Source organism: Thermus sp. NEB1569, assembly GCF_022385295.1.
GTDB lineage: Bacteria > Deinococcota > Deinococci > Deinococcales > Thermaceae > Thermus > Thermus scotoductus.
In genome coordinates this window covers 1409017-1435765 of the sequence record NZ_CP092445.1, presented here as the reverse complement: position 1 = coordinate 1435765, position 26749 = coordinate 1409017, and the positions used below count along the sequence as shown (strand labels likewise).

Below are 26749 nucleotides of genomic sequence, written 5' to 3'. Positions count from 1 at the left end.
TTGCCCTTTGGCCCAAAGGGATCTACCCTAAGCTCATGCGGGTCCGCACCCCCTTTGCCTACAAGTGGCGGCACGGGCGCTACAGGCCCTCTTGACCTTGGCTCTAAGGGCTTGCGGCATGTAGGATGGATAGGCTTTGTGGCGCCAGTGCGCCCATTTTCGGAGCGAGTATGTTGAGGTTGCCAGACTTTCCCCTGCCCGACCCTCGAGGACGCTTCGGTCCTTACGGAGGAAGGTACGTTCCCGAAACCTTGATCCCGGCCCTGGAGGAGGTGGAGGCCGCCTACAGGGAGGCCAAGAAGGACCCGGCATTCTTGGCGGAGCTTGAGTACTACCTCAAGACCTTTGCCGGCCGGCCCACTCCCCTGTACCACGCCAGGAGGCTTTCCGAGTACTGGGGCGGGGCCCAGGTGTACCTGAAGCGGGAGGACCTTTTGCACACCGGGGCCCACAAGATCAACAACACCCTGGGCCAGGCCCTCCTGGCCCGGCGCATGGGCAAGAAGCGGGTCATCGCCGAAACCGGCGCCGGGCAGCACGGGGTTTCCGTGGCCACGGTGGCCGCTCTCTTTGGCCTGGAATGCGTGGTTTACATGGGGGAGGAGGATGTAAGGCGGCAGGCCCTGAATGTCTTCCGCATGAAGCTTCTGGGGGCGGAGGTGCGGCCCGTGGTCGCGGGAAGCCGTACCCTTAAGGACGCCACCAACGAGGCCATCCGGGACTGGCTCACCCATGTGCGCACCACCTTCTACATCCTGGGCTCGGTGGTGGGCCCCCACCCCTACCCCATGATGGTGCGGGAGTTCCAAAGCGTGATCGGGGAGGAGGTGAAGGAGCAAAGCCTCAAGCTTTTTGGCCGCTACCCCGATGTCCTCATCGCCGCCGTGGGGGGAGGGTCCAACGCCATCGGCCTCTTCGCTCCCTTTGCCTACCTTCCCGAGAAGGAGCGCCCCCGGCTCATTGGGGTGGAGGCCGCCGGGGAAGGGCTTTCCACCGGCAGGCACGCTGCCAGCATCGGGGCGGGAAAGCGGGGGGTGCTTCACGGAAGCTACATGTACCTCCTCTACGACCACGATGGCCAGATCACCCCGGCCCACTCGGTTTCCGCCGGGCTGGACTACCCCGGGGTGGGACCGGAACACAGCTACTATGCCGACCAGGGCATCGCCGAGTACGCTGGGGTGACGGATGAGGAGGCCCTCGAGGGCTTCAAGCTCCTCGCCCGCCTCGAGGGGATCATCCCCGCCTTGGAATCCGCCCATGCCATCGCCCACGCCGCCAAGGTGGTCCCGGAGATGGACAAGGACCAGATCGTGGTCATCAACCTCTCGGGCCGGGGAGATAAGGACGTGACCGAGGTGATGCGCCTTCTGGGAGGGGAGCTATGACTACTAGGGAAGCCTTCGCTCGGGCCAAGGCCGAGGGCCGGGCCGCCTTAATCCCCTACCTCACCGCGGGCTTCCCCAGCCGGGAAGGGTTCTTGCAGGCGGTGAAGGAGGTGCTGCCCTACGCCGATCTTTTGGAGATTGGCCTCCCCTACTCCGATCCCCTGGGGGACGGCCCGGTGATCCAGCGGGCCAGCGAGGAGGCCTTGAGGAAGGGGATGAGCGTCCAGGGCGTTTTGGAGCTCTTCCGGGAGGTGCGGGCCCTCACCGAAAAGCCCCTTTTCCTCATGACCTACCTGAACCCCGTGCTGGCCTGGGGGCCGGAGCGGTTCTTCAGCCTTTTCAAGCAGGCGGGGGCCACGGGCCTCATCCTGCCCGACCTTCCTCCCGATGAGGATCCTTCCCTGGTGCGCCTGGCGCAGGAGATCGGCCTGGAAACGGTATTTCTCCTGGCCCCCACCTCCACGGATCGGCGGGTGGAAACCGTGGTGGGCTACGCCACCGGGTTCATCTATGCGGTTTCCGTCACCGGGGTCACCGGGGAGCGGGAGCGCCTGCCCGACGAGGTGCGGGACCTGGTGCGGCGGATCAAGGCCAAAACCTCCTTGCCCGTGGCCGTGGGCTTTGGGGTTTCGGGGCGGGAAACCGCGGCCCAGGCGGCGGTGGCCGACGGGGTGGTGGTGGGAAGCGCCTTGGTGCGGGCCTTGGAAGAAGGGAGGCCCCTTGCGCCCCTTCTCCAGGAGATCCGCCAGGGCCTCCAGCGCCTCGAGGCCAACCCCGGCTTGAGAGAAGGTTAATTTCGTTTTAATAAGAAACCGCTATCCTGAACCTTGGAGGGCAAACCTATGCGACAGTGGACTTTAGTTTTGGCAGGCGGCCTTCTCCTCGGAGCCTGTGGGCTTATTCCAGGTTTTGGGGGGCCTAAGGTTTCCGGGCAGTTTCAGGGCAACTGGTCCGACGTGGCCCAGGGCCTGCGCCTGGCCCTGGTGGGCCTTACCACAGAGGGGCGGGTGAACTACAGCAACCAGCTGGAGATCAAAGACCCAAGCCTCACCAAGGGGTACCTGATGGAGCTTCCCTCGAAGGCCACGGAAGGGAGCTACCGGGTGGTGGCCTACCGGGACGATGACAACAACGGCCGCTACAGCGATGGCGACACGGTCTTGGGCGACACCTGCGACAAGTACCTCCTTTACGCCAACGGCTCCGGTACCAAGCTCTACTGGGTGGGAAGCCCGAAGCAGCTCAAGGTGAAGCACGGCTGGAACGGGTACGACGCCCAGAAGGGGGGCGACCCCTACCAGGCCTCGGTCTACAGCGATTACGACCTTTACCGGTCCCGCCAGTGCCCCTAGGCCAGGGGGAGCTCCAAGGGCTCAGGCTCCTTAAGGATGGCCTCGGGGTCGGGGTAGCGCAGGATGCGGTAGAGGGGATCCCGCTCCGCCGGTCGGAAGCCTGCGTCCACGATGTGCCGCACGATCTCCCGCACGGTGGCGTGGGTGCGGCCGTGCCCCCCGGCCGCCGAGACCACGTTTTCCTCCAGCATGGTGCTGCCGAAGTCGTCGGCCCCGTAGTAAAGCGCCGCTTGGGCCACCTTGAACCCCAGAGTGGGCCAGGAAGCCTGGAGGTGGGCGAAGTTGTCCAGGGCGAGCCGGGCGATGGCCAGGGTTTTCAGGTACTCGTGAGCGGTGGCCCCGGGAGCCTTGCCCTTCAGGCGGGTGTGCTCCACTTGCAGGGTCCAAAGGGCGAAGGCGGCAAAGCCATTCCGGTACTGCTTCAGGGCCTTGTCTTGCTGGGCGCGGATACCTAAGAGGTGAAGGGTGCGCTCCCTTGGGCCTTCCCCGAAACCGATCACCATGCTGGCCAGGGTGTAAAGCCCCAGGGCCTGGGCGGCGTCCACGATGCGGTACCAGTCGGCGGTCTGGATGCGGGCAGGGGCGGCCTTGTGGCGCACCTCGTCCACCAGGATCTCTGCCCCGGCCCCCGGCATCCCGTCCAGGCCAGCCTCCATCAGCTTTTCCAGGATCTCCCCAGCCTTAAGCCCGGTAAGCCGTTCCAGCCCCAGGATCTCCTCGGGGCTGAAGGCATCGATGCGCAGGTCGGGGAAGCGGTTCTTGAGGTAGCGCAGGAGGTCCAGGTACCACTCCAAGGGCAGGTCCGGATTAACGCCTCCTTGCATGAGGATGCGCCTTCCCCCCACCTGGTAGAGCTCCTCCACCTTCCTGGCGATTTCCTCGTAGGTGAGGGTGTAGGCGTCCTCTTGCCGCCGGGTGCGGTAAAAGGCACAGAAGGCGCAGGCCACGGTGCAGACGTTGGTGTAGTTGATGTTGCGGTCTATGAGGAAGGTGACCACCTCGGGGTCGGTCTTCTGCAAGCGCACCTCGTGGGCGGCGGCGGCCAGCTCGGGAAGGGGCAGGTCAAAGAGGGCCATGACCTCCGCCTCGGAAAGCCTTTCTCCCGCCACGGCCTTTTCCAGCACATCCATGGGCCTTATGCTACACCCTTAGGGCTTCGCCGGTTGGAGGCTGGGCCACGGGTAAAATGGAGGCATGGAACTCAAGGTAATCCCCATCGAGAAGCCGGAAAACCTGAACGTCATCCTGGGCCAGGCCCACTTCATCAAGACGGTGGAGGACCTGCACGAGGCTTTGGTGACCGCCGTGCCGGGCATCAAGTTCGGCCTGGCCTTCTCCGAGGCCAGCGGAAAGCGCCTGGTGCGGCGCTCGGGCACCGATCCCGAGCTTACCGAGCTTGCGGTCAAGAACCTCCTCAACCTGGCGGCGGGGCACAGCTTCCTCATCGTTTTAGGGGAGGGGTTTTACCCCATCAACGTGCTCCATGCGGTGAAGGCCTGCCCGGAGGTGGTGCGCATCTATGCCGCCACCGCCAATCCCCTCAAGGTGGTGGTGGCGGAGGAAGGGGAGCAGCGGGCCATCCTGGGGGTCATGGACGGCTTTAAGCCCCTGGGGGTGGAGGACGAGGCCGAGGTGGCCTGGCGCAAGGACCTTCTCCGCCGTTTCGGCTACAAACTTTAGCGCCCCCTTATCCCCGCTTTGGGGGCTTGGGGTAAGATGCCCTCATGGAGCCTGGAACTGCTGCGCCAGACTTTGCCCTGCCGGACCAGGAGGGGCGGATTCACCGGCTTTCCGATTACCGGGGGAAGTGGGTGGTTCTCTACTTCTACCCCAAGGACGACACCCCGGGTTGCACCAAGGAGGCCTGCGGCTTCCGCGACCGCATGGGGGATCTGCAGGAGCTGGGGGCCGTGGTGCTTGGGGTGTCGGCGGACGATGTCCAAAGCCACAAGCGCTTCGCCGAGAAGTACGGTTTGAACTTTCCCCTTCTCGCTGATCCCGAGCGGAAGGTCATCCTGGCCTACGGGGCTTGGGGGAAGAAGAACCTTTACGGCAAGGAGTACGAGGGGGTTTTGCGCCAGACCTTCCTGATCGATCCCGAGGGCCGGATTGCCAAAGTCTGGCGCAAGGTATCCCCGGAGGACCACGCCGAGGAGGTGGCGGAAGCCCTGCGGGCCCTGAGGGGGTCTTGAGGATGGAAAGGCCTTTGGAAAGCTACAAGAAAGAGGCGGCCCATGCGGCGGTGGCCTTTGTGCAGGATGGCATGGTGGTGGGCTTGGGCACGGGGTCCACGGCTAGGTATGCCGTCTTGGAGCTGGCCCGGCGCCTCCGGGAAGGGGAGCTTAGAGGGGTTAAAGGAGTTCCCACCTCGGAGGCCACCAAGGACCTGGCCCTGAGGGAGGGGATCCCCCTGGTGGATCTTCCTCCAGAGGGGGTGGACCTGGCCATTGACGGGGCTGACGAGATCGCTCCGGACCTCTCCCTTATCAAGGGCCTTGGCGGGGCTCTTTTGCGGGAGAAGATCGTGGAGAGCAACGCCAAGGAGTTCATCGTCATCGCCGACCACACCAAGAAGGTGTCGGTATTAGGCCGCGGGGTGGTGCCGGTGGAGATCGTGCCCTTTGGCCACCTGGCCACCCTAAGGGCCATCCGCGCCCTTGGGGGGGAGCCGGAGCTGAGGATGAACGGGGATGAGGTCTATTTCACCGACGGGGGCCACCTCATCGCCGATGTGCGCTTTGGCCCCATTGGGGATCCTTTGGGCCTCCACAAGGCTCTTTTGGAGATCCCCGGGGTGGTGGAAACGGGGATCTTCGTGGGGCTTGCCACCCGGGCCCTGGTGGCGGGACCCATGGGGGTGGAGGAGATTCTGCCATGAGCCTCGAGGAGATCCTGGCTCGCTTGCGTGCTCATAGGGACGAACTGCAGGCCCTGGGTGTGAAGGACCTCTTCTTGTTTGGGTCCTTTGTACGAAAAGAGGCCGGCCCTGGAAGCGATTTGGACGTGGCTGTTGAGCTTATAGAGCCGGTTTCCTTTGATCGCCTCATGGCTTTGAAGCTTTACCTGGAAGATCTTTTGGGTGTACCCGTGGACGTGGTTCGTTTGAGGGCGCTAAAGCCCTCCTTGCGGCGAATCGTGGAGCGGGAAGGCCTGCGTGTCGCGTGACCCCTCCTTGTTGTTGGAAGACATATTCTTGGCATGTCAGCGGATTGTGCGCTACACGGAGGGGATGTCGTATGAGGCTTTTTTGGAGGACGAGCGAACCGTAGACGCTGTCCTCCGCAACCTCACGGTGATTGGGGAGGCCGTGAAGCGGCTTCCTGGGGGCTTTAAGCTTGCCCACCCGGAGGTGGAGTGGCGGAAGATGGCCGGTTTTCGGGATGTGGTGGTCCACGATTATTTTGGTGTAGACCTGGAATTGGTCTGGGACGTGGTGAGGAACAAGGTGCCGCAGCTTTATGCCTGGGTCGAGCGGGTTTTGCAGCAAGGTTAGGGTTGGGTGTAGAATCGGGGTTGTGAAGGGCATGCCTTTGGGCTAGGGCGGGAAGGTCCTTCCCGCCCGGGGCGCATGCCCCGGTTTTTCTTGGAGGAGGGATGGAAAAGGTTTTTTACATCACTACCCCCATCTACTACGTGAACGCGGAACCCCACCTGGGCCACGCCTACACCACGGTGGTGGCGGATTTCCTGGCCCGCTGGCACCGGTTGGACGGGTACCAAACCTTCTTCCTGACCGGCACGGATGAGCACGGGGAGACCGTGTACCGGGCAGCCCAGAGGGCAGGGGAGGAACCCCAGGCCTTCGTGGACCGGGTATCCCAGCGCTTCCGCAAGGCCTGGGAGCTTTTAGGCATCGCCTACGACGATTTCATCCGCACCACCGAGGAGCGGCACAAGCGGGTGGTGCAAAGGGTGTTGCAAAGGGTCTACGAGGCCGGGGACATCTACTACGGGGAGTACGAGGGGCTTTACTGCGTAAGCTGCGAGCGCTTCTACACGGAGAAGGAGCTTCAAGGGGACCTCTGCCCCATTCACGGCCGGCCCGTGGAGAGGAGGCGGGAGGGGAACTACTTCTTCCGCATGGAGAAGTACCGGGAGTGGCTCATAGATTACCTCCAGACCCACCCGGACCTCATCCGTCCTGAAGGGTACAGGAACGAGGTGCTCTCCATGCTCTCCGAGCCCATTGGGGATCTTTCCATCTCCCGGCCCAAGGCCCGGGTTCCCTGGGGGATCCCCTTGCCCTGGGATGAAGTCCACGTGACCTACGTCTGGTTTGATGCCCTCCTCAACTACGTGTCCGCCCTGGGCTACCCCGATGATCCCCGCTACGCCACCTTCTGGCCGCAGGCTTGGCACCTGATCGGCAAGGACATCCTGAAGCCCCACGCGGTCTTCTGGCCCACCATGCTGAAGGCGGCAGGGATTCCCATGTACCGGCACCTGAACGTGGGAGGGTTTCTGCTGGGGCCGGATGGACGGAAGATGAGCAAGACCCTGGGGAACGTGGTGGATCCCTTTGCCCTCACGGAGAAGTATGGCCGGGATGCGGTGCGGTACTACCTTTTGCGGGAGATTCCCTATGGCCAGGATACGCCCGTGAGCGAGGAGGCCCTGAGGGCCAGGTACGAGGCGGATTTGGCCGATGACCTGGGCAATCTTCTCCAGCGTACCCGAGCCATGCTCTTCCGCTTTGCCGACGGGCGCATCCCCGAGCCGGTTCCCGGGGAGGAGCTGGAGGAGGGCACACGGCTTGCGGGGCGTCTAAGAGGGCTGGTGCGGGACCTCCGCTTCCACGTGGCCCTCGAGGAGACCATGGCCTATGTGAAGGCCCTGAACCGCTACATTAACGAAAAGCGTCCCTGGGAGCTATTCAAGGAGGATCCGAGGGAGGCTAAGGCGGTGCTTTACCGGGTGGTGGAGGGCCTCAGGATCGCCTCCATCCTCCTTACCCCGGCCATGCCGGACAAGATGGCCGAGCTGCGCCGGGCTTTGGGCTTGAGGGAGGAGGTGCGCCTCGAGGAGGCGGAGCGCTGGGGTCTGGCGGAACCCCTTCCCCTTCCCCAGGAGGCGGGGGTTCTCTTTCCCAAGGAGGCTCCCAGGGAGGAGGCCAGGGGCTCCGGGGAGGGCAAAATGGAGGATAGCGCAGAGGATCGCTCCATCAGCATAGAGGACTTTGCCAAGGTGGAGCTGAGGGTGGCGGAGGTGGTGGCGGCGGAGAAGCACCCGGGCGCCGACAGGCTTCTGGTGCTTAGGCTTTCCCTGGGGAACGAGGAGCGCACCGTGGTTTCCGGCATCGCCCGCTGGTACCGCCCCGAGGAGCTCGTGGGGAAGAAGGTGGTGCTGGTGGCCAACCTGAAACCCGCCAAGCTCCGGGGCGTGGAGAGCCAGGGAATGATCCTGGCGGCTTCGGAAGGGGATAAGCTCACCCTGGTCACCGTGGAGGGGGAGATCCCCCCGGGGGCGGTGGTGAAATAGCCCTTGGCGCAAGAGGGGTGTAGGGGAAGTACCTGAGCCCCCACCATGACGGAGCTAGGGTAGGGTGGTTAAAAGGGGCCGGGTTTTCCCGGCCCCTTTAGCCTGCCTCCCAGGCTAACGGGTGGCGTTAAGCTCCTGCAAAGCCCGCTTGAGGATGGCGTCCTGCTCCAGGTCCAAGACCGCCTGCCCCCGGTCCTCGGGAAGGGGCCGCTGGCGCTGGGGTTCGGCGTAGGTGAACTTGCCCTCGGCGTCGGCCTTCACCTTCACGGTCTTGCCGTTTAGGGTTACGCTGACCTCGGCCCCCGGCGGGGCCCCGGCCCCTTGCAGGGAGAAGGGGGTGGGGAAGCGGGTGTCCCTCACCTCAATGTCGGGCTTCAGGCCCTCCTTGTTGATGGCCCGGCGCTTGGGGGTAAGCCACTCGAAGGTGACCAGGGTGAGCTCGCCCCCGTTGGCCAGGGTGTAGGGGGTCTGGCCCACGCCCTTGCCGAAGGTCTTCTCCCCGATGACCTTGGCCCGGCCGTAGTCCTGGAGGGCCCCGGCCACGATCTCGCTGGCGGAGGCCGAGTTCCCGTTCACCAGGACCACCATGGGGCCATCCCATAAAGGCTTCCCCGAGGCTTCGCACCAGACCCGGGTGAGGTTTTTGGTGCGGGTGTAGACGATGGGCCCTTCCTTCAGGAAGGCGCTGGCCACGGCGCAACCCTGGTCCAGGAGGCCCCCTCCGTTATCCCTAAGGTCAAAGATGAGCTTCTTTATGCCCTGGGCCTTAAGCTCGTCTATGGCCCGCTTCAGCTGGTCCTCCACCTTGAAGTTGGCGAAAGTTTCCAAGGCGATGTAGCCGATGTCCCCGATCCTGCCCGTGGAAACCGAGACGATCTCCACCTTCTCCCGGATGAGCTCAAAGACCAAGGGAGCGGGCACACCCTCCCGGCGCACCTTGATGGTGACCTTGGTGCCCTCTTGGCCGCGGATTCTGGCCACCACTTCCTGGAGGGGCAGGCCGGTCACATCCTCCCCGTCCACCTCCAGGATCACATCCCCGGCCCGCATCCCGGCCCGCTGGGCGGGCAGGCCCTTCATGACCCCTTCGATCTTGGCCCCCGTGCCGTCGGGGTTGGCGGGGGAGAGGGTAGCCCCGATGCCGAAGAACTCTCCCCTGAGGTCCTCCTGCCGGAGGCTTGCCCGCTGGGGCGGGGAGTAGCTGGTGAAGGGGTCTTTGAGGGCGGAGACCATGCCGCCAATGGCCCCTTCTAGGAGGGCGTTCAGCTTGTCCCGGGGCAGGGTTTCCAGGTAGTCCTGCTGGATCCTCTGGTAGACCTCCAGGAGGGCCTGGCCGTTGGGGTTTTGCAGGAGGTTTTCCGCCTGGGGACGAGGAAGCTGGGCGTATACCAGGGCCAGGACCACCCCAAGCCCTGCGATGAGCCATGCGCGTTTTTTCATCTCTTCCCTCACCTAGCTTCCACTATAGCGCCTTTCCATGAGAAGAACGTCTGGCCTGCCTTCCGTATAGTAGGGGCATGATCGCCTTCCACCGGGTGGGCCTGGAGTACCCCCGCACGGGGACCAAGGCGCTTTACAACGTGAGCTTCGAGGTGAAGAAGGGGGAGTTCGTCTACGTGGTGGGCCACTCCGGGGCGGGGAAGTCCACCCTGCTGGCCCTTATCCTCCGCCGCCTTCTTCCCACCCAGGGGGCGGTGTACTTTGCCGGGCAGAACCTCAAGCTCCTCAGGGGGGACCAGGTGGCCCTGCACCGCCGCCGGATCGGCATGGTCTTCCAGGACCACCGCCTCCTTTCCGACATGACGGTGGAGGAGAACCTGGCCTTTGTGCTCAGGGTGCAGGGGATTCCTTCCAGGGAGTGGGGGGAGCGGATTGCCACCGCCCTTCGCCGGGTGGGGCTTGCCCACAAGAAAAGGGCCTTTCCCGAGGAGCTTTCCGTGGGGGAGGCCCAGCGGGTGGCCATCGCCCGGGCCTTGCTTTTGGACCCTCCCGTCATCCTGGCGGACGAGCCCACGGGGAACCTGGACCTGGATAACGCCCTCCAGGTACTGGATATCCTCAAGGCTGCTCACCAGCGGGGGGCCACGGTGGTGGTGGCCACCCACAGCCGGGAGCTTCTGGAGGCCTATCCGGCGCGGGTGGTGGTCCTGAAGGCCGGGCAGGTGGTGCGGGACGAACGTCCGGGGGAAGGTGGTAGCATAAGGGTAAGGGAAAGCCCTGACCGGGGCGGAAAGGAGGAAGCATGAACGTCTACAAACTCATCGGTCGCAACCTGGAGATCACCGACGCCATCCGGGACTACGTGGAGCGGAAGCTTTCCCGCCTGGACCGCTACCAGAACGGGGAGCTCATGGCCAAGGTGGTTCTCTCCCTGGCGGGTAGCAATCACGTGGCCCGCAAGGCCAAGGCCGAGGTGCAGGTGGACCTCCCCGGGGGGCTCATCCGGGTGGAGGAGGAGGATCCCGACCTTTATGCGGCCATCGACCGCATGGTGGACCGCCTGGAAACCCAGCTCAAGCGCTTTAAGGAGCGCCGTTTTATCGGGAAGCGCCACTCGTACCAGGGGCCTCCGCCTCCCGAGGTGCAGGACCTCGAGGCCCTGCGCAAGCCCGAGGAGGAAGAGGGTCCCAAAATCGTCCGGGTCAAGCGGTTCGAGATGAAGCCCATGGACCCCGAGGAGGCGGCCTTCCAGATGGAGGCTTTGGGCCACGACTTCTTCGTGTTCCGCAACGCCAAGACCGAGGAGATCAACGTCATCTATCGCCGTAAGGACGGCAACTACGGGCTTATCGAGCCCGCATAGCCTTCAAGGCCCTTAGTAGTAGGCGGAGGGATCCACGAAGCGGGTCTCTCCGCCTATGCGTACCGCCACCCTGAACTCCAGCTCCTCCGGGCGGATGAGAAGGCCTCCCCCCGTGTAGCCGAGGAGCTGGCCCCGCTCTACCCTTTGCCCTTCCTGCACCAGGGGTTCTTGCAGGTTGGTATAGACGGTGGAGAGGGTTTCCGTGTGCACCAGCATCACCGTGTAGCCCAGGTTGGGCAGGTAGAGGATTCCGGCCACGTAGCCCTCGGCGGCCGCCTGGACGGGGCTTCCCGGGGCTGGGCCCTGGATGACCTGGAAAGGTCCTTCCTGCCCGTAGGGCACCAGGATCCTGCCCCCGGGGACGGGGAAGGCCAGCCGGCCCACGGCGGCGGGTAAGGGGGGAGGGGGCACCACCACGCTGGCTTCCCGGGGTGCCGGCTGGGCCGCGGCCTGGCGGCGCTCGGCTTCCCGCCTACGCCGTTCCTCCTCCTGCCTTCGCCGCTCCTCCTCCAGGCGCTTGAGCTCCAGGAGGCGTTGCCTCTCCGCCAGGACCCGGGCCTGGAGCTGGGCCAGCTCCGCTTGCAGGCGTTGCCTTTCCTGCAGAGCCTCCCGCAGGAGGGCTCGTTTGCCCTGGGCTTCCCGCTCCAGGCTGGAGAGGGTAGCCTCCAGCTCCTTCTTCTGCTCCTCGAGGGCCCTTTGGGTTTCCCCGAGAGCCTTTTCCTTGGCGGTGAGGTCGGCGAGGAGAAGGCTTAAGCGCTCCCGCTCTTCCCTTAGGGCCTTCAGGGTGGTCTGGAGGGTGCGAACCAGGTCCGCATCCTGCCTTGAGATGTACCCCACAAAGCGGGCCCGGACCGCCAGGTCGGTGAAGGACTGGGCCCTGAGGAGGGGTAGGTAGCGGCCCGCCTTTTCCCGGTGGAGGCTTCGCATCAGGGCCTGGAGCCGCTCCTTGAGGCTTTCCAGGTCCTTTTCCAGCTGGGCGATGCGCCCTTCCGTCCGGCGTATCTCCTCTTTCAGCTGGGCGATCTGCCGGCTTAAGGCGGCGCGTTCCCTCTCCAACCGGGTGATCTCCCCTTCCAGACGGGCCTTCTCCTTAAGCAGGTTCTCCACCCGGGTGGAGAGGCGGGAAAGCTCCTGGTTCAGGATCCGGATCCGCCTTTGGCTTTGCTCCTCGAGGGCCTTGGCCCGGTTCAGCTGGCCTTCCAGGTTGCGCACGGTGCGCTCCTGGGCGGGTACGTTCTGGCCCAAGGCCCATGGGAGAAGGCCTTGGCACAAAAGCAAGAAGAGGAGAAGCCAGCTGGGGCGCATCCTAGACTTCCCTCAGGTAGGCCCGGGTGGCCATGAAGGCTCCCCCGGCGCCTAGAACCACTGCCAGGGCCAGGACCATGAGGCCCGTCTGCCAGAGGTCCTTGACCCCCAGCACGGGGAGGAAGGGAAGTAGCCCCTGGAGGGCCTGCGCCAAGCCTAGGTAGAGGAGGCTACCGAAGGCCACCGCCAGGAGGCTTGCCCCAAGGGTGAGGAGGATTCCTTCCACCACAAAAGGAGCCTGGATAAACCGCCGGGTGGCCCCCACCAGGAGCATGATGCCCAGGGCTTCCTTGCGGCTTTCTAAGGATAGGCGGATGGAGCCCATGACGCTGAAGAAGGTGTTGAGGAGAAGGAGCCCCACCAGGACCCCCATGGCCAGCCGGCTTCCGGATAGCACCTGGACCAGCCTTTCCGTAAGCTCTCCCCCATATTCTACCCCCTCCACCCCGGGGAGCTTCCTGAGCCTTTCCGCTACGGTGCGGACCGCTTCCGGCGCTTTTAGCCTAAGGCGCAGGGTGTCGGGCAGGGGATTTTCCACCAGGTCCTTGGCCTCGGCCAGGTAGGGGTAGTCCAGGACCAGCTGGGCCAGAGCCTCTTCCTTGCTTTGGAGCCGTACCTCCCCCACCTCGGTCCAGCCCTGGATCTCGGTGAGAAGGGCCTCCACGTTGGCTTCCTTTTGCAGAAAGGCCGCCACCTCCAGCTCCCGTTCCAGGGTCTGGACCACCCGCTCCAGGTTCCAAAGGACTAGACCCAGAAAATACAGGAGGGCAAAGGATACCAAGGCGGTGAAGAAGGTGGCGAGGCTGGCCGTGGGATGACGCAGGATCTGCCGCAGGCCCTCGCGCAAGGCATACATGGCTTACATCTTACGCCCCTTCCCTGAGGGATGGCTTGGAGCTGGCCGGTCTGGTGGGCTCGAGGTGGGGCATGGGGGAAACGTGCCCACTTCCCTGCGCCCGATTCCTGGCCTGCTACCGTAAGGGTATGAAATCCCTTCGTGTGCTACTTGATCTGGACCCCTAGGGTGTGAAAGAAAAGGGGGTGCTATGCATCCAAACCGTGAGCACCCCCTCTACTATCTTGACGCAGAAACCCTTCTCGTAGCCACCTACGTTTGGGTGGATGACGAACTCAAGGCCCTCGTCGCCCAAGGTCACAAGCTCCCAAAAAAGCAAAAGCACCAAAAGGCCACCCTGGCAGAGCTCCTAACCCTCGCCATCTTCCTCCTCCTCCAGGGCCAGGACCTCGCCAAAGGCTACCTCGCCGCCAAAACTACCCTGAAGCCTTACTTCCCCTCCCTCCCCCACCTCTCCCGCTTCTACCGGGTCCTTCAAAAGGCTCATGGGCTCCTGGCCCACCTCGCCCTCAGGCTCTCCGGAGGAGAAGGCTTGCTACAGGTGGTGGACCTGAAGCCCATTCCCCTGGCCCACGGACAGCGCATCCACAGCCTCTCCCTCCCTGAGGCCGCGGTGGGGAAAGGACCCCTGGGGGCTTTTGGCGGATACGCCCTCATGCCGGTGATGAACGAGCGGGGCCTCTTTTTCCGCTGGGTTCTTCTGCCCGGGAATGCCCGGGAGACCTGGGGGAGGGAGGTCCTTGAGGGTTTGCCTGCGGTTCTTGGGGACCGGGGTTTTCGCTGGGTCCAGGGGGTGAAGACGCCGCCCTACCGGCTCAGGGGAGGGAAGGTGGTGGAGACGGGGTGGCGAGCCTGGATGGGGAGGGTGCGCAACTGGATTGAGACGCGGTTTAGCGTGATGGTGAGGTCTTTGGGGCTTCACCGGATGGAGGTGCGGTCGTATTGGGGTTTGGTGGCGCGGGTCCATCTCATCCTGCTGGTGCACAACCTGATTCGGAGCCGGGTGCTTCTCAAGATGGCTGGGGTGGAGATATGAGGTAGCACACGAAGGAATCTTTTCTTCTGGGCTTGGTTTTCGGAGGCCTCCTTGGGGCCTCGGCGGCCTGGGTGGCTGGGGCAGGCGGGCCTTAGGGGTTTAGGCCCAGGGAGGAAGGCAGGGTCCAAGGCGGAGAGAAGCCGCCTCCGCCCGGAGGCGGTAGGCTTCCCGCACCCTTGGGTCCAGGGTGTTCACCTCCACCTGGGCCCCGGTTTCCGGGTCCACGAAGGAGAGCACCCCTGCCCGGGGCAGGGCCCGTTCCAAGGGGTCCTCCACCAAGACCCCCACCAGGTCGTGCCGGTCGGCCAGGCGGGAAAGCTCCAAAACCTCCTCCAGGGAAAGCACCTGGGCCACCTGGATCTCCTCCCCCGTGGTCATGCGCCCCACGATAAGGAGCTCCTCGTGGAAGGCAGGGTAGCCCACCACCACCTTGAGGAGGAAGCGGTCTAGCTGGGCTTCCGGCAGGGGATAGGTGCCCTCGCTTTCTATGGGGTTTTGCGTGGCCAGCACCAGGAAGGGCTTGGGTAGGGGGTAGGTTTCCTTGCCCAGGGTCACCTGGCGCTCCTGCATGGCCTCGAGGAGGGCCGACTGCACCTTGGCCGGGGCCCGGTTGATCTCGTCCGCTAGGAGGAGGTGGACGAAGATGGGGCCGAGCTCGGTCTTGAACTCCCCTTCCTTGGGGTTATAGATGCGGGTTCCCAGGAGGTCGGCGGGCACCAGATCGGGAGTGAACTGGATTCTTTTGAAGTTCCCCCCCCGACCGCCTGGGCCAGGGTCTTCACCGCCAGGGTCTTGGCCAGCCCCGGCACCCCCTCGATCAGGACATGGCCCCGGGCGAGAAGGGCCACCAGCATCCTCTCCAGGAGGTGGTCCTGGCCCACGATGACCCGCTTGACCTCCTTCAGGAGGGCCCGAAGCCTTTCCCCTGCCGCCAAGAAGGGTTCCTCTTCCCAGGCCATGCCCACCCCCTAAGGGTTTCCCTGGAGTATAGCCCCCAGGCCAGGGGATACTCCCCTTCAGGACACATTTGGCCGGAACAGGGCCTTGCCCTTGGCGGAGAGGGCTTTTTGCCAGTCGGTAAGAGGGAAGATGCCCCCGATGAGGGCCTCGAGGCCCACCAGCTCGGGAAGGAGTCCCACCGCCTGGGCAAACTCCTCGAGGCTATAGGTGTAGCTTCCCACCAGGCCCACCTCCTTGAACCAGAAGGGGGAGAGGTCGGCCCAGTCCAGCCCAGGGGCCCCTAGGAGCAGGACCCTGCCCCCCTCTTGGGCCAGGGTGAGGGCCTGGCGGAAGCCAAGCCCGCTTCCTGAAGCTTCTATGACTACCTCGTACCCACCCCGCCACCCCTGGAAGAGGAGGTAGCGGTAGCGCCTGGCCCGCGCTTCCAGAGCTTCCTTGGCGCTTCCAAAGACCCCATCGGCCCCGAAGGCCAAAGCCCGCTCCGCCTGGTGGGGGTACTTGGCCACCGCGTAGACCTTTCCGGAAAACCCCAGGGCCCTAAGGGCCTTGAGGGCCAGAAGGCCCAAGGTACCCATGCCCAGGATCAGGACCTCCTTGGGCCAGGGCTTCAGCTTCTTAAGGCCCCGCACCACCACCGCCAGGGGCTCGGCGAGCACCGCCCGTTCCTCGGGGACGTGGGCTGGGATGGAGTAAAGCCGCTCGGGCCGGGCCAGGATCCACTCTCCCCAGCCCCCGGGCAGGTCCCGGTTGTAGCCCAGCATCCCTGGGGCCAGGGATCCTTCCGCTACGTTCTGGCATAGGCCTTCCTCGCCCTCCTGGCACTTTGGGCAGGGGGGAAGGCCGCGGTCGGCGCAGGTGAGGAGAGGGTTTACCGCCACCAGGCTTCCCTCCACCTCCCCCAGGATCTCGTGGCCAAGGACGGCGGGAAAGGAGAAAAAGGGGCTGATGGATGGGGGGCTTTTCCCGTAGAGAAGGGCCAGGTCCGAGCCGCAGACCCCGCTTAGCCTGACCCTCACCCGTACGAAGCCTTGCCGTTCGGGAAGGGGCACCTGGGTGAGGGCTAGGGGGAGGAGGCCCTTGGAAAATCGCTTGCCCAGGACCCTGGCGGCGAAGAAGCGGGGAAGGGAAGGGGTGTAGAGGAGGGCCTTCATGACATGGGCACGGTGCGGATGAGCTTACCCTCTATCCGCTCCATGATCTCGTCCAGGCTGCGCCCGGTGATGGTGAGGCCGTGGTTTTTCAAGCCCACCACCGCCCGGGTGGGGTCAGGGGCTTGGCGCACCTTTTCCGCCACCGCCTGGGCCAGCTCGTAGGTGCCACAAGGGTAGTTGAAGGGGGTGGCGGGAACCCCTTCCATCCAGGCGTGCACGTGCAGGATGGCCCCGACCCCGGGGTGTGCCCGGTAGATCATCCAGTGCTCGATGGCATCCACGCTGACCCGCCTGGGTTCCACGTGGGGGGGCACGGAGAGGAGGATGGCGTTTTGCTCAGGGTCGTAGTCCTTCACCATGAGGATGTCCCGGCCGATCTCCTTCAGGTTGGCCTTGTCCACCCCGCTTGCGGACATCCAGAAGCGGCGCTCGTCCTTGCGCACGGAGAGGTTTCCATAGGAAAGACCCCCGATACCGTAAAGCCGTTTGACATGCCGCAGGTCCTCGGGGGGCAGGATCTCCTCGATGGGGAAGGGAGCAGGAAGGAGGTCCCACTCCTTGAGTTTCTTCCCTGCCCGGTACATGCTTTCCGTAAGCTCGTCCCCTTGCCAGAGCTCGGGCTCGAGGTCCCTATGGAAGATGTTGTTGATGACCAGGCGGCTACAGGCGATGGGCTTCAGGCGGTCGGCCACCCTCTCGTAAAACCCCTCCCCGTTGGGCTCGTCGTAGTGTCCTAGCTCCAGGGTGAGGAACTTGACCCCCTGGTGGGGCACATAGGCCAGGAGCACGTTGGAAAGAGCCCGGACCAAGTAGGGGTAGAGGGCCTGGAGGGGGTTTTCGGGGAAGGCGGGAAGCTCCAGCACCGAGGCCACGAAGGTGGCCTGGGCCCGCCGGCGGTAGGGGCGGGGGTTTTCCGGGGAAATGGCGTTCAGTACCAAGTTTGGGGCCTCGGCCTGAGGGTTGTGGCGAAACCCCTGGGCCTCCAGGGCTTTCCCCAGTCCTTCCAGAAAAGCCCGGACGTTAGGAGAAGGCTCACCGTGGATCATGTACTCCCACATATGCCCTCCTTGCTCTGGTCCTTAGCCTACCCCATACTGGTCCTATGGCGGAAGCCTTGTGGGGTAGTTCTGCCCTTCTTGCGGGGCTACGGTTGGGGCATTTCACCGACCTCGAGGCCCTCACCGGCTCCACCGTGGTCCTGGTGGAGGAGGGAGCGGTGGGGGCGGTGGACGTGCGGGGGGCAGCCCCCGGCACCCGGGAGACGGACCTCCTGGCCCCGGAGAACACCGTGGAAAGGGTCCAGGCCGTCCTCCTCACCGGGGGGAGTGCCTTGGGCCTCGCCGCCGCGGAGGGGGTGGTACGCTACCTCCGGGAAAAGGGGAAGGGCTTCCCCACCCCGGGAGGGGTGGTGCCCATCGTGCCCGCAGCGGTCCTCTACGACCTGGGCCGGGGAAAGGTCCACCGCCCGCCCGGGGTGGAGGCAGGGTACCAGGCAGCCTTGGCCGCAGGGGAAAGGGTGGAGGAGGGTAGCGTGGGGGCGGGCACCGGGGCGGTGGCGGGCGGGGTCAAGGGCGGGGTGGGTCTAGCCGGGTACGCCCTGGAAGAGGGCTACCGGGTCATGGCCCTGGTGGCGGTGAACAGCCTGGGCCGCCCCTTTGACCCTCTTACGGGAAGGCTTTACGGGGAGGAGTTCCTGGCGGAAGGGGAGCGGGCCTTGCTTCCCGATCGCTCCCGCTACTGGGGAAGCCCGGAGGACTACCGCTACCCTTTCCTTCTGGGCCAGAACACCACCTTAGCGGTGGTGGCCACGGACGCCCCCCTCAGCAAGGCCCAGACCAGGAGGCTTGCCATCATGGCCCAGGACGGGATTGCCCGGGCCATTCGCCCGGCCCATACGCCCCTGGACGGGGACCTGGTCTTCGCCCTGGCCCTAGGGGAAGGAAGGGGGGTGGATGCCTACATCCTCTTGCGCCTCGGGGCCTACGCCGCCGACGCCGTAACCCGGGCGATCCTTCGGGCGGTGCTCCTTTCGGGGAGTGCGCCGGGGATTCCCGCTTACCGGGACCTCATGGGCTGATCACCTTCCGGGAAAGGGAGCGAGCTCCACCTCCACCTGAAAGACCTCCCCGCCCCGGCGCACACTAAGGCGGATCCTGTCCCCTACCTGGTGGTGGCGCACCTCCCGCAGGAGGTCCTCGAAGCTGTTCACCTTGACCCCGTTGACCTCGAGGATCACATCCGGCACCCCGCCCGCTTCCAGGCCCCTAAGCCCCGCCTGGTGGGCCGCCCCCCCAGGGACCACCTCCCCCACCACCACCCCCCCGGGGGGCAGGCCCAGCTCCCGGGCCAGCTCCGGGGTTAAGCCCCTTGGACCCCTCAGGCCCAGGTAGGGCCAGTAGCTTCGCTTACCCCCTTCCATCTCTGCCAGGACCTGGCCCCGGCCCAGCAACGGGGTGAAGAAACTTCGGAAGCCCTCCTCCGTTTGGCCGATGGCCACCGCCACCCCCACCACCTTTCCCTCGAGGTCCAGCACGGGTCCTCCCGAATCCCCGGGGGAAAGGGGGAGGCTGGTTCCCACCAGGCCCTGGGGAAGAAAAGGCGAGGGGTCCACGAAAAGCCGGGTGATGCGCCCATACCGGGGGGCGATGAACTGGTTGCGCCCGTTGCCGATATGCAAGACCGCTTCCCCCACCTGCGGGCGCCTTTGGGTTTCCAGGGAAAGGAGGGCGGGGGCGCGGGCCTCCGTGGCTAGGATCGCCAGGTCCATGGGCTCGGCGAAACCGAGAAGGGTGGCCGTGGCCCGCTTTTGGTTGGAGAGCACCAGGGTATAAGGCCCGCCCTCGGCCACCACGTGGTAGGCGGTAAGGACGAGGCCCTCCCGGTAAAAGAACCCTGTGCCCCGGCTTCCCTCCGGGCCGTCTATGCGCAAGACGGCGGGATGGGCCCTGGTGTAGACCTCCTGCAGGCGTTCAGGAGGCGCCTGGGCCAGTTCCCAAGTTACGTTCTTCTCTGGCCTACCCCAAAGCTGTACGGGCCGGCTCCACAGGGCGTAGAGGGCCCCGGCCAAGGGAAGAAGGAGGAGGATCCCCCAGGCTTTCCTCATGCTTCCATTTTCCCCGGTGGCGGGGGAAAAGGGTGGTTCCGCCCACCATGGGCCTCAGTGCCAAAGAAGGAGGAATCCCAGGAGGAGGAAGCCAATCCCGGGCCAGGGATGGGGTTTTTTCAGGAGGAGGTGGAGGAGGACCACCCCGATGAGGGCCAGGAGGGCGTGAGGGAGGGGCTTCCAGAGAAAGGCCAGGTAGAGGAGGCCCAAAAGGGCGTTCAGGTCGTAAAGCCCCAGGAGAAGGCGAACGGGCCTGTTTACCTCCTTCCGCAGGAGGAGGTAAAGCCCTGCCAGAAAGGCCAGTCCCACCAGGGTCCACCCCAGGAACCGGTGCAGAAGCGGCACCCACAGAAGGGCGGTGGGAAGGCCCTCAAGGGTATAGCCCAAAGCGGTGGCCAGGACCACCAAAAGGCCAAAGCCCATCTGCGTCCAGCCGATGATCCTGGCCTCCACCGGGGGTCTCAAGAGGGCGACACTTCCATAAAAGGCCAGGAGGAAAAGGGCAAGGGTAGTGGGAGCAGTTAGAAGCCCTTGGCCTTGAAGAAGGAGGGCAAGGAGGAAGGAGGTCCAGAGGGCCAGGTGGGCGGGGTAATGCTTGGGGTTTCTGCCCCGGGCCCTAAGCACCTGGGTGCGGGCGTAGTAGAGGGCGGCGATGTCCCTGATGGCCAAGGCGAGAAAGCTTCCCAAAGCGATCCCCGGCTCCAAGCCTCCTGCCAAAACCCCCGCAGGGGCCAAGGAAGCCATGGCCAAGGCAGCGGCGATCTCGGGGAAAAGGTTCCGGGAGCGGTTTGAGGTATCCGCCCAGAGCATGTAGAGCCCCAAGGGCACCGCCAAAAGAAGGGGGAGGAGGAAGGGGCCTTTGGCGGTCAAGGCAGTAAGGAGAAAGCCCAGAAGGGCCAGGGCCAAATAGGCCCCGCTCACCTTTAAGGCCAGCTCGGTGCGGGGGTAGCGTTTGCCCTTCCTTAGGTCCTGGTAGACCAGCTTCAAGGGGTGCCGGGCCAGAAACCCGAAAAGGCCCAGGAGGAATAGCCCCAGGGTGTGGGGTCCTGGCGAGAGGAGTAGGCTCAGGAGGATGGGTTCTAGGGTAAACCCCCAGCCCCCGTGCTCCGTGGGGATGGCTACCGACTTCAGTGGGATACTTGAGGTGCGCATAGGGTTCTCCCAAATGAGCCTTAGCCGTAGGCTCCTTAGCGCAAGGGTACTTCCAGCATCATAAAGATAGCTCCAGCCCAGGCTTAACCCATCTGGTTAAGCAGCCTCACCGCTTCTGGGTGGCGTTGGAGGACCTCGCTTACCGTGTTCTTCAAGGTAGGTTCCAGCATACCCCTTAACCCTGGCACCCGGGGGGCTAGACCGCCATGACCTGGGTCAAGGGGTCTTGGTGGCCGCGAGGGGGAGAGCCTGAAGGGCCTTGGGGTTGTTACAGCGCTCCTCCTTGGCGTCAAAAAGGAGGGTCACGGTCCCTTGACCTTTAGAGCCATTCCGCCTCCGGCAGGACGCACTCCGGGCACTGCCCCCCCACAAACCGCACCCAGTCTAGGAGTTCCTCCACATCCTTCACCGGGCCCAGGTGGTAGACCTCCAGGAAGGGGTCGGCGATTAAGGTTCCCTGGTGGGGGATGGCCTGAATCAGGTTCCCTTCCCGGTCCAGAAGGAGGGGCAAGGGGCTTTCCCGGGCCTCTTGGGAAAGGAAAAAGGCTTGGGCCTCGAGGGCAGAAAGCTCCTCCTGGCGGGTGGCCAGGGCCCGGGCCAGATCCAGGTCGCAAAGCAAGACCAGGATCTTTCCCTTGAGGTCCGGTAGGTACACCCTTTGCCCCCCTGGGGTGTGGAGGGCATATGGGGGTAGGGGTTTTCTCAGGGAGACCATAGCCACAGTTTCCTCCTCCTTTGAGCTCCAGAGTGTGATGCCGGGCAAGGAGCCTATTCCCGGGAGCGGTCCTCAGCGGTGCAGGTGGAGGTTGGCCTGAGGGAAAAACCTTTGATCCGGGTCATGGACGAGGGGAAGGCGAGGGGGCAGGCTGGGGCTTGGAGGTGCTTATGCCCCACGTGATCTGTGAGCCCTGTATCGGCGTGAAGGACCGGTCCTGCCAAGAGGTCTGCCCCGTGGAGTGCATCTACGACGCCGGGGAGCAGCTTTACATCCACCCCGACGAGTGCATTGACTGCGGGGCCTGCGTGCCCGCTTGCCCGGTGAACGCCATCTACCCCGAGGAGGACGTCCCGGAGCAGTGGAAGGTTTACATAGAGAAGAACCGCACCTGGGCCCAGACCCTGCCCAACGTGCACGTCCTCGAGGGGGGGCGATGACCGCGCCGCCCGGCCTGGTGGTGGAGGTAAGGCAGGAGGTTCCCCTGCAGTGCTCCCCGGTCAAGGGAGTGTGCCGCCTCGAGGACCTCAAGGTGAAACCCCTCCATCGCCTGGACAACCGCGGCACGCCCTGCGCCCTGGGGCTCATCCGGGCCACCGAGGTCATGGAGGCCCTGCCCTCGGGGGCGGTCTTGGAACTCCTTTCCAAAGATGTTTACGCCCCCTACGAGGTCCCTGCCTGGGCGGGCAAGTACGGCTACCGCATCCTGAAGCAGGAGCAGCGGGGGATTTTCCCTTTCCGCTACTACCGCTTCCTGGTGGAGAAGCCGTGAGGGTGGAACTCCGCATCCTCAGGCGAGCGCCGGGCAGAGGGCCCTACTGGCAGGCCTTCTCCCTGGAGACGGAGGGCCGGGAGCGGGTTTTGGACCTGCTTCTCAGGGTCAAGGCCGAGGTGGACGGGACTTTGGCCTTCCGCTACTCCTGCGGGCACGGGGTCTGCGGCTCGGACGCCATGACCATCAACGGCCGAAACCGCCTCGCCTGCAAGACCCTGGTGAAGGACCTGGGGCGGATCCTCACCGTGGAGCCGCTGCGGGCGCTCCCCGCCCGGAAGGACCTCATCGTGGACCTCGAGCCCTTCTTTGCCGCCTACCGGGCGGTCAAGCCCTACCTCATCAACGACGAGCCCCCGCCCGAGCGGGAGAGGCTCCAGAGCCCTGAGGAGCGGGCGCGTTATGAGGAGGCTACCCGGTGCATTCTCTGCGCCGCCTGCACCTCCAGCTGCCCCGTCTACTGGGTGAACGGGCACTACATCGGCCCGGCGGCCATCGTGCAGGCCCACCGCTTCCTCTTTGACTCCCGCGACCGAGGGGCTGAGGAGCGGCTTTCCAGTTGGCTCGGCGGGCGAAACGGGGTGTGGCGGTGCCGCAACGCCCACAACTGCACCGAGGCCTGCCCGCGGGGCATTGACGTGAACCGGCTCATCACCGAGGTCAAGCGGAGGATCCTGGAGGAGGCCTTCTGACCCCCCGGGGGCTACGGCCGGGTTAAAATGCGGAAGCGGGCATGGGCGGGGCTTGGCCAGAGGTGGTGATCCTGGGCGGGGGCTTCGCAGGGCTTGCCGCCGCCCGGGTTTTGGAAAGGGCGCGGGTTCCCTACCTCTTGCTGGACGCCCGGAACCACCACCTGTTCCAGCCCCTCCTTTACCAGGTGGCCACCGGCTTCCTGGAGGGGCCGGCCGTGGCCTACCCCTTGCGGGCCTTGCTGCGCCGGGGCCGGTTTCTCCTCGGCCGGGTGGAGCGGGTGGACCTCGAGGGGAAAAGGCTCCTCCTGGAGGGCGGGGATGCGCTTCCCTACCGCTTCCTTGTTGTGGCCACGGGAAGCCTCCCTAGCGACCTGGGGGTGCCGGGGGCGAGGGAGCATGCCCTCTTCCTCAAGACCCTGGGCCAGGCCCTAAGGGTCCGGTACCGCCTCCTCGAGGCCCTGGAAAAAGCGGCCCGCAGGGGGCGCCCCCTGGACCTCCTCGTGGTGGGGGGCGGGCCCACGGGCGTGGAGCTCGCCGGGGCCCTGGCCGAGTTCTTGCGCTACGCCCTGCCCAGAGACTTCCCCGAGGTGCCCGCGGGGACCGTCACCCTGCTGGAGGCGGGGCCCCGGCTCCTTTCCGCTTTCCGGCCGGCCCTCGGCCGGTATGCGGAGGGGGCCTTGGCCCAACTTGGCGTGAGGGTGCGCCTGGGGGCGCAGGTGGCCGAGGTGGGGGAGGGATGGGTAAGGCTTTCCGGGGGCGAGCGGCTTAAAGGGGACCTCGTCCTCTGGGCAGTGGGGGTGCGGGGGAACCCCCTTCCTGGGCTTCCTGCGGACGCTCGGGGCCGGGTGCCCACGGACCCCTGTCTGCGGCTTGTCGGTTATCCCGAGGTGTACGTGGTGGGGGACCTCAACGGGCTGGGCTTCCCCCAGCTCGCACCCGTGGCCCTGCAACAGGGGCGGTGGGCGGCGCGAAACCTCCTCCGGGCGTTAAGGGGGCAGGACCCCCTCCCCTTCCGCTACCGCGACCGGGGGCAGCTTGCGGTTATCGGCCGCAATCGGGCGGTGGCGGAGCTTTGGGGCCTCGGGGTGGCCGGGCTTCCCGCCTGGCTCCTCTGGGCTTTCGTGCACCTGAGGGAGCTCGTGGGCTTCCGCAACCGCCTTCTGGTCTTCCTGGACTGGGCCTACACCTATCTTTTCCGGGAACCCGGGGTGCGGATCCTCCCCGACTAGGCCCTTAGCTCCGCCTCGCTGTGGGCCTGGAGGGCGATCTTGAGGCGTTCCACCACCCCATCCACGGGCCGGCCTTCCCGGAGGGAGCTTTGGAGCTCTCCCAGAAGTTCCAGGAGAAGCCGGTGCTCCAGGAGCCGATCCCGACGGTTTCCGGGGCTTAGGGTGGGGTAGTAGAGGGCCTCCTCCAGGGCGATGTGGGCCTGGAGCCTCTGAACCAGGGCCTCGGCTGCTCCTTGGGAGGGCAGGGCCTCCAGAAGCGCTTCAAGCTCCTTGTGGTCCCGGGCGAGCTCACTTGGCGGAAGCCCCAAGGTGATCCAGAGGATACGCCCGCCTTCTGGGGCCTCCAGGTGGAGCTGGCCAGTCCGGACCCTCACGGTCCGGCCCGGCTGGAGGCGGAGGGAGCGCCCCCAGAACCGCACGACGATAACCCCCTTGAGAACTGCCAGGAGAGCGTCTTCGCTCCGCTCCACCTTCAGGGTCTGCTTCTCCCCCGGCTTTAGGTCCAGGCACCGGACCTGACCCCCTGGCCTCACTAGCCCTTTGCCTTCAAAGGGGTAAATCATCTTGCCTCCTTTCCTTTAGGCGGGGGGGCCGCCCAGGCCTCCAGCCTTCACCTACCCTCCCTCCCCGTCTATGACCCAGGTCAAGGCGGGCCCCAAGCCCCTTGCCCGATTCCCAAGTCCTTCCCAAAGGGTGCGGCGCCAGCGGTCCCTTGGCGGCCAGGACGGCCTAGTGCCAGAGGAGAAGCATCCCCAAGAGGAGAAACCCCAGACCGGGCCAGGGATAGGGCCGCTTCAGGAGGAGGTGGAGGAGGCCTACCCCCAGGAGGGCCAGGAGGGGGTGGGGGGAGAGCCTTCCCACCAAGGCCAGGTAGACCAGGCCCAGGAGGACGTTCAGGTCGTAGAGGCCAAGGAGCGCCCGGGCCAGGCGGGGCACCTCCCGCCGAAAGAGGAGGTAGAAGCCCATTGGGAAGGCCAGGAACACAAGGGGTAGGCCCAGCACCCGGTGAAGGGCGGGCACGCCAAGAAGGGCCGTGGGGAGGCCCTGGAGGGTGTAGCCCAAGGCAGTGGCCAAAACGATGAGGAGGCCGAAACCCATCTGGGTCCAGCCCACCACCCGGGCGGGGACGGGAGGCAAAAAGAGGGTGAAGCCCCCGAAGAAGGCGAGGAGGAGGAGGGCGAGGAGCGTAGGGAGGGGAAGGAGGCCCTGCCGGGAAAGGAAGAGGGCCAAAAGGGCGCTACCCCCGAGGGCGAGGAGGGCGGGATAGACCTTGGGGCTTTGGCCCCGGGCCCTTAGGACCTGGGTTCTGGCGTAGTAGAGGGCGGCCACATCCCTTAGGGCCAGGGCCAGGAAGCTTCCCAGGGCCACCTCCCCGGGAAGCCCGCCCGCCAAGACCCCGGCGGGGGCGAAGGCTGCCATGAAGAGGGCGGCCGCAATCTCGGGGAAAAGGTCCCGGGAGCGGTTTTGGGCATCCATGTAGGCCATGTAGGCCCCCAGGGGGAAGGCCAGGGCGAGGGGGTAGAGAAAGGGCCCTTTAGCGGTTAGGGCGGTGAGGAGGAGGCCCAAGAGGGCAAAACCGAGGTATATCCCACCCACCCTCAGGGCCAGCTCGGTCCTCGGGTAGCGCTTTCCCCGCCTCAGGTCCTGGTAAGCGAGCTTCAAAGGGTGCCGCGCCAGGAAACCGAAGAGCCCTAGGAGGAAGAGGCCTAGGGTATGGAGCCCAGGGGAGAGGAGGAGGGCGAGGAGGAGAGGCTCGAGGGTGAACCCCCAGCCCCCGTGCTCCGTGGGGAGGGCTACCGGCTTTAAGGGCACGCTTGGGGTCGTGCGCATACTCACCTCCCTAGAACGTGGACAGGACTCCTTAGCCCCAGAGGATCTCCAGCGCCAGGAGGGTGAAGAGGAGGCCTGCGGCTAAGGAGAGAGCGGCGAAGGCTCCCCAGATGCCCGTTCCCAGGCCAAGCCCCCAGGCCAGGGCCATGCCCAACAGGCCCAGGTTGGCAAGGCCTACCTGAAAGAGGGCGAGCCCGGGCCTGCGGAAGACCACGCCGCGGAAACGGGGCAGGGCGTGGTAGGCCACGCCGTAGATCATGAGGGTCACAAAACCCAAAAGCTGCATGTGGGCGTGGGCAGGGCGCCAATTGTAGGGTAGGACACCCAGGCCGAGCAGGAGTCCCACCAGGTTGGCGGCTACAAACCAGAGGAGGGCCGTGGTGAGGGCAAGCCGGCTTGCCAGGATCATGGCCTGGGGGTGATGATGCCAAGGACCAGAAACCGCCCTTCCCCGGCCCTGGCCCCGTGAGGTTCACCGGGTGGGCAGGCGAGGAGGGTTCCAGGGCTTGCCGGGATCGTCCTTTCCCCGGCCCACAGGGTGCCCTCGCCCTCGAGGCAGAGGAGGTGGACCCGGGGTTCCCCCCGGCCCCGCACCTCCTGCCCCTTCTGCAGGCTGAAGAGGACGAGGCGGACCTCGGGGTGGTCGGCAAGGACCTCCACCCCCCGGACTTCCCCATAGCGGGCCCTCTCCAGGAGGTTCACCGGGCCTCCTCCCTTAGAAGGGAGCGCAGCGCCTCCCAAACCTCCCTAGGGTCCCGCCCGGCGGCCTTGGCCGCCTCCTCCAAAGGCTCTGCCCCGCCGCAGCAGGTGTCCAGGCCCAGTTGGCTCAAAAGGCTAACCGCCTCAGGGAAACGCTCGAGGATCTCGTTCACCGTGGTCCTTAAGGTGATGCCTTCCATACCCCTAAGCCTTGCCGTCCGGGGGATT

The 26749-nt window shown here is 65.4% G+C and carries 31 protein-coding genes and 1 pseudogene; 17 read left to right on the top strand and 15 right to left on the bottom strand.

Annotated elements, in window-relative coordinates; translation table 11 throughout:
• The first annotated feature begins 170 nt into the window (after positions 1-170).
• Genes trpB through MI302_RS08200 form a run of 3 tightly spaced genes read left to right on the top strand, consistent with a single transcriptional unit; the run spans position 171 to position 2740 of the window.
• Positions 171-1388: a tryptophan synthase subunit beta gene (trpB, locus tag MI302_RS08210; RefSeq protein ID WP_239725429.1), complete on the top strand. Its 1218-nt coding sequence runs from the start codon at positions 171-173 to the stop codon at positions 1386-1388.
• On the top strand, positions 1385-2182 hold the full coding sequence (gene trpA / locus MI302_RS08205) for a tryptophan synthase subunit alpha (protein ID WP_019550971.1): 798 nt from the start codon (positions 1385-1387) through the stop codon (positions 2180-2182). The genes trpB and trpA overlap by 4 nt, the downstream gene beginning before the upstream one ends.
• A 48-nt stretch (positions 2183-2230) precedes the next feature.
• Positions 2231-2740: a hypothetical protein gene (locus MI302_RS08200; protein WP_239725428.1), complete on the top strand. Its 510-nt coding sequence runs from the start codon at positions 2231-2233 to the stop codon at positions 2738-2740.
• Here MI302_RS08200 and mqnC read toward each other — a convergent pair.
• Positions 2737-3870, bottom strand: coding sequence for a cyclic dehypoxanthinyl futalosine synthase (mqnC, locus tag MI302_RS08195; RefSeq protein ID WP_019550973.1), 1134 nt, complete (start codon positions 3868-3870; stop codon positions 2737-2739). The genes MI302_RS08200 and mqnC overlap by 4 nt on opposite strands.
• A 64-nt stretch (positions 3871-3934) precedes the next feature.
• Here mqnC and MI302_RS08190 point away from each other — a divergent pair, with 64 nt between their 5' ends.
• From MI302_RS08190 to metG, 6 genes are all read left to right on the top strand, one after another.
• On the top strand, positions 3935-4420 hold the full coding sequence (locus MI302_RS08190) for an adenosine-specific kinase (protein ID WP_239725427.1): 486 nt from the start codon (positions 3935-3937) through the stop codon (positions 4418-4420).
• A gap of 44 nt (positions 4421-4464) precedes the next feature.
• A complete protein-coding gene (gene bcp, locus MI302_RS08185) occupies positions 4465-4932 on the top strand; it encodes a thioredoxin-dependent thiol peroxidase (RefSeq protein WP_026329114.1) in 468 nt (155 codons plus the stop codon).
• Positions 4933-4934: 2 nt separating this feature from the next.
• Positions 4935-5618: a ribose-5-phosphate isomerase RpiA gene (rpiA, locus tag MI302_RS08180; protein ID WP_038030278.1), complete on the top strand. Its 684-nt coding sequence runs from the start codon at positions 4935-4937 to the stop codon at positions 5616-5618.
• Positions 5615-5905, top strand: a complete 291-nt coding sequence (locus MI302_RS08175; protein ID WP_038069996.1) for a nucleotidyltransferase family protein — start codon at positions 5615-5617, stop codon at positions 5903-5905. The genes rpiA and MI302_RS08175 overlap by 4 nt, the downstream gene beginning before the upstream one ends.
• A gap of 46 nt (positions 5906-5951) precedes the next feature.
• Positions 5952-6233: a DUF86 domain-containing protein gene (locus MI302_RS08170; protein ID WP_239725426.1), complete on the top strand. Its 282-nt coding sequence runs from the start codon at positions 5952-5954 to the stop codon at positions 6231-6233.
• A 101-nt stretch (positions 6234-6334) separates the two neighbouring features.
• Positions 6335-8218 carry a methionine--tRNA ligase gene (gene metG / locus MI302_RS08165; RefSeq protein ID WP_239725425.1) on the top strand — a complete coding sequence of 628 codons (1884 nt, stop codon included), beginning with the start codon at positions 6335-6337 and terminating at the stop codon, positions 8216-8218.
• A 114-nt stretch (positions 8219-8332) separates the two neighbouring features.
• Here metG and MI302_RS08160 read toward each other — a convergent pair whose 3' ends face one another.
• Positions 8333-9658 (bottom strand): S41 family peptidase, encoded by a 1326-nt coding sequence (locus MI302_RS08160; RefSeq protein ID WP_239725423.1) that lies wholly within the window; start codon positions 9656-9658, stop codon positions 8333-8335.
• 77 nt (positions 9659-9735) lie between these two features.
• Here MI302_RS08160 and ftsE point away from each other — a divergent pair, with 77 nt between their 5' ends.
• Together ftsE and hpf are read left to right on the top strand one after the other, a co-directional pair.
• Positions 9736-10464 (top strand): cell division ATP-binding protein FtsE, encoded by a 729-nt coding sequence (ftsE, locus tag MI302_RS08155; protein WP_239725422.1) that lies wholly within the window; start codon positions 9736-9738, stop codon positions 10462-10464.
• Positions 10461-11021 (top strand): ribosome hibernation-promoting factor, HPF/YfiA family, encoded by a 561-nt coding sequence (gene hpf / locus MI302_RS08150; protein ID WP_126212691.1) that lies wholly within the window; start codon positions 10461-10463, stop codon positions 11019-11021. The genes ftsE and hpf overlap by 4 nt, the downstream gene beginning before the upstream one ends.
• Before the next feature lie 12 nt (positions 11022-11033).
• On the opposite strand, the gene MI302_RS08145 is transcribed toward hpf, so the two are convergent.
• Both MI302_RS08145 and MI302_RS08140 read right to left on the bottom strand, forming a co-directional pair.
• Complete coding sequence (locus MI302_RS08145) at positions 11034-12326, bottom strand: murein hydrolase activator EnvC (RefSeq protein WP_239725421.1); 1293 nt, start codon at positions 12324-12326, stop codon at positions 11034-11036.
• A 1-nt stretch (position 12327) separates the two neighbouring features.
• On the bottom strand, positions 12328-13182 hold the full coding sequence (locus MI302_RS08140; RefSeq protein WP_239725420.1) for an ABC transporter permease: 855 nt from the start codon (positions 13180-13182) through the stop codon (positions 12328-12330).
• 190 nt (positions 13183-13372) lie between these two features.
• Between MI302_RS08140 and MI302_RS08135 the strand changes: the two genes are divergently transcribed.
• Positions 13373-14218, top strand: a complete 846-nt coding sequence (locus MI302_RS08135; protein WP_038032087.1) for a transposase — start codon at positions 13373-13375, stop codon at positions 14216-14218.
• A 300-nt stretch (positions 14219-14518) separates the two neighbouring features.
• Here the strand turns inward: MI302_RS08135 and MI302_RS08130 are convergent.
• The 3 genes and pseudogenes from MI302_RS08130 to MI302_RS08120 form a co-directional block, all read right to left on the bottom strand.
• Positions 14519-15177, bottom strand: a pseudogene (locus tag MI302_RS08130) (AAA family ATPase); the annotation flags it as partial.
• A gap of 57 nt (positions 15178-15234) precedes the next feature.
• Positions 15235-16329, bottom strand: coding sequence for a zinc-binding dehydrogenase (locus MI302_RS08125; RefSeq protein WP_239725419.1), 1095 nt, complete (start codon positions 16327-16329; stop codon positions 15235-15237).
• A complete protein-coding gene (locus MI302_RS08120) occupies positions 16326-17387 on the bottom strand; it encodes a class II aldolase/adducin family protein (RefSeq protein WP_239725417.1) in 1062 nt (353 codons plus the stop codon). The genes MI302_RS08125 and MI302_RS08120 overlap by 4 nt, the downstream gene beginning before the upstream one ends.
• Before the next feature lie 44 nt (positions 17388-17431).
• Here MI302_RS08120 and MI302_RS08115 point away from each other — a divergent pair, with 44 nt between their 5' ends.
• Complete coding sequence (locus tag MI302_RS08115; RefSeq protein ID WP_239725416.1) at positions 17432-18406, top strand: P1 family peptidase; 975 nt, start codon at positions 17432-17434, stop codon at positions 18404-18406.
• Here MI302_RS08115 and MI302_RS08110 read toward each other — a convergent pair whose 3' ends face one another.
• The 3 genes from MI302_RS08110 to MI302_RS12190 all read right to left on the bottom strand — a co-directional run bounded on the left by MI302_RS08110 (position 18407) and on the right by MI302_RS12190 (position 21239).
• A complete protein-coding gene (locus tag MI302_RS08110; protein ID WP_239725415.1) occupies positions 18407-19432 on the bottom strand; it encodes a S1C family serine protease in 1026 nt (341 codons plus the stop codon).
• A 54-nt stretch (positions 19433-19486) separates the two neighbouring features.
• Positions 19487-20584: a YwiC-like family protein gene (locus MI302_RS12195; protein ID WP_304653890.1), complete on the bottom strand. Its 1098-nt coding sequence runs from the start codon at positions 20582-20584 to the stop codon at positions 19487-19489.
• 319 nt (positions 20585-20903) lie between these two features.
• Entirely contained in the window at positions 20904-21239 is a 336-nt protein-coding gene (locus tag MI302_RS12190) for a hypothetical protein (RefSeq protein ID WP_244922429.1), read from the bottom strand.
• Positions 21240-21469: 230 nt separating this feature from the next.
• On the opposite strand from MI302_RS12190, the gene MI302_RS08095 reads away from it, so the two are divergent.
• Genes MI302_RS08095 through MI302_RS08080 form a run of 4 tightly spaced genes read left to right on the top strand, consistent with a single transcriptional unit; the run spans position 21470 to position 23992 of the window.
• Positions 21470-21739, top strand: a complete 270-nt coding sequence (locus tag MI302_RS08095; RefSeq protein ID WP_239725414.1) for a ferredoxin family protein — start codon at positions 21470-21472, stop codon at positions 21737-21739.
• Complete coding sequence (locus MI302_RS08090) at positions 21736-22071, top strand: sulfurtransferase TusA family protein (protein ID WP_239725413.1); 336 nt, start codon at positions 21736-21738, stop codon at positions 22069-22071. Before MI302_RS08095 ends, MI302_RS08090 begins: the two co-directional genes overlap by 4 nt.
• On the top strand, positions 22068-22763 hold the full coding sequence (locus MI302_RS08085) for a succinate dehydrogenase iron-sulfur subunit (protein WP_239725412.1): 696 nt from the start codon (positions 22068-22070) through the stop codon (positions 22761-22763). Before MI302_RS08090 ends, MI302_RS08085 begins: the two co-directional genes overlap by 4 nt.
• Positions 22764-22804: 41 nt before the next feature.
• On the top strand, positions 22805-23992 hold the full coding sequence (locus tag MI302_RS08080; RefSeq protein WP_239725411.1) for an NAD(P)/FAD-dependent oxidoreductase: 1188 nt from the start codon (positions 22805-22807) through the stop codon (positions 23990-23992).
• On the opposite strand, the gene MI302_RS08075 is transcribed toward MI302_RS08080, so the two are convergent.
• From MI302_RS08075 to MI302_RS08055, 5 genes are all read right to left on the bottom strand, one after another.
• Positions 23989-24555, bottom strand: coding sequence for a hemerythrin domain-containing protein (locus MI302_RS08075; protein ID WP_126165537.1), 567 nt, complete (start codon positions 24553-24555; stop codon positions 23989-23991). The genes MI302_RS08080 and MI302_RS08075 overlap by 4 nt on opposite strands.
• Positions 24556-24721: 166 nt before the next feature.
• Positions 24722-25822 (bottom strand): YwiC-like family protein, encoded by a 1101-nt coding sequence (locus tag MI302_RS08070; RefSeq protein WP_239725410.1) that lies wholly within the window; start codon positions 25820-25822, stop codon positions 24722-24724.
• Positions 25823-25853: 31 nt separating this feature from the next.
• Positions 25854-26231 (bottom strand): hypothetical protein, encoded by a 378-nt coding sequence (locus MI302_RS08065; RefSeq protein WP_126165535.1) that lies wholly within the window; start codon positions 26229-26231, stop codon positions 25854-25856.
• Positions 26228-26524: a cupin domain-containing protein gene (locus MI302_RS08060; RefSeq protein WP_126165534.1), complete on the bottom strand. Its 297-nt coding sequence runs from the start codon at positions 26522-26524 to the stop codon at positions 26228-26230. The genes MI302_RS08065 and MI302_RS08060 overlap by 4 nt, the downstream gene beginning before the upstream one ends.
• Positions 26521-26721 (bottom strand): DUF542 domain-containing protein, encoded by a 201-nt coding sequence (locus tag MI302_RS08055; protein WP_126165533.1) that lies wholly within the window; start codon positions 26719-26721, stop codon positions 26521-26523. The genes MI302_RS08060 and MI302_RS08055 overlap by 4 nt, the downstream gene beginning before the upstream one ends.
• Between the last annotated feature and the right edge of the window lie 28 nt (positions 26722-26749).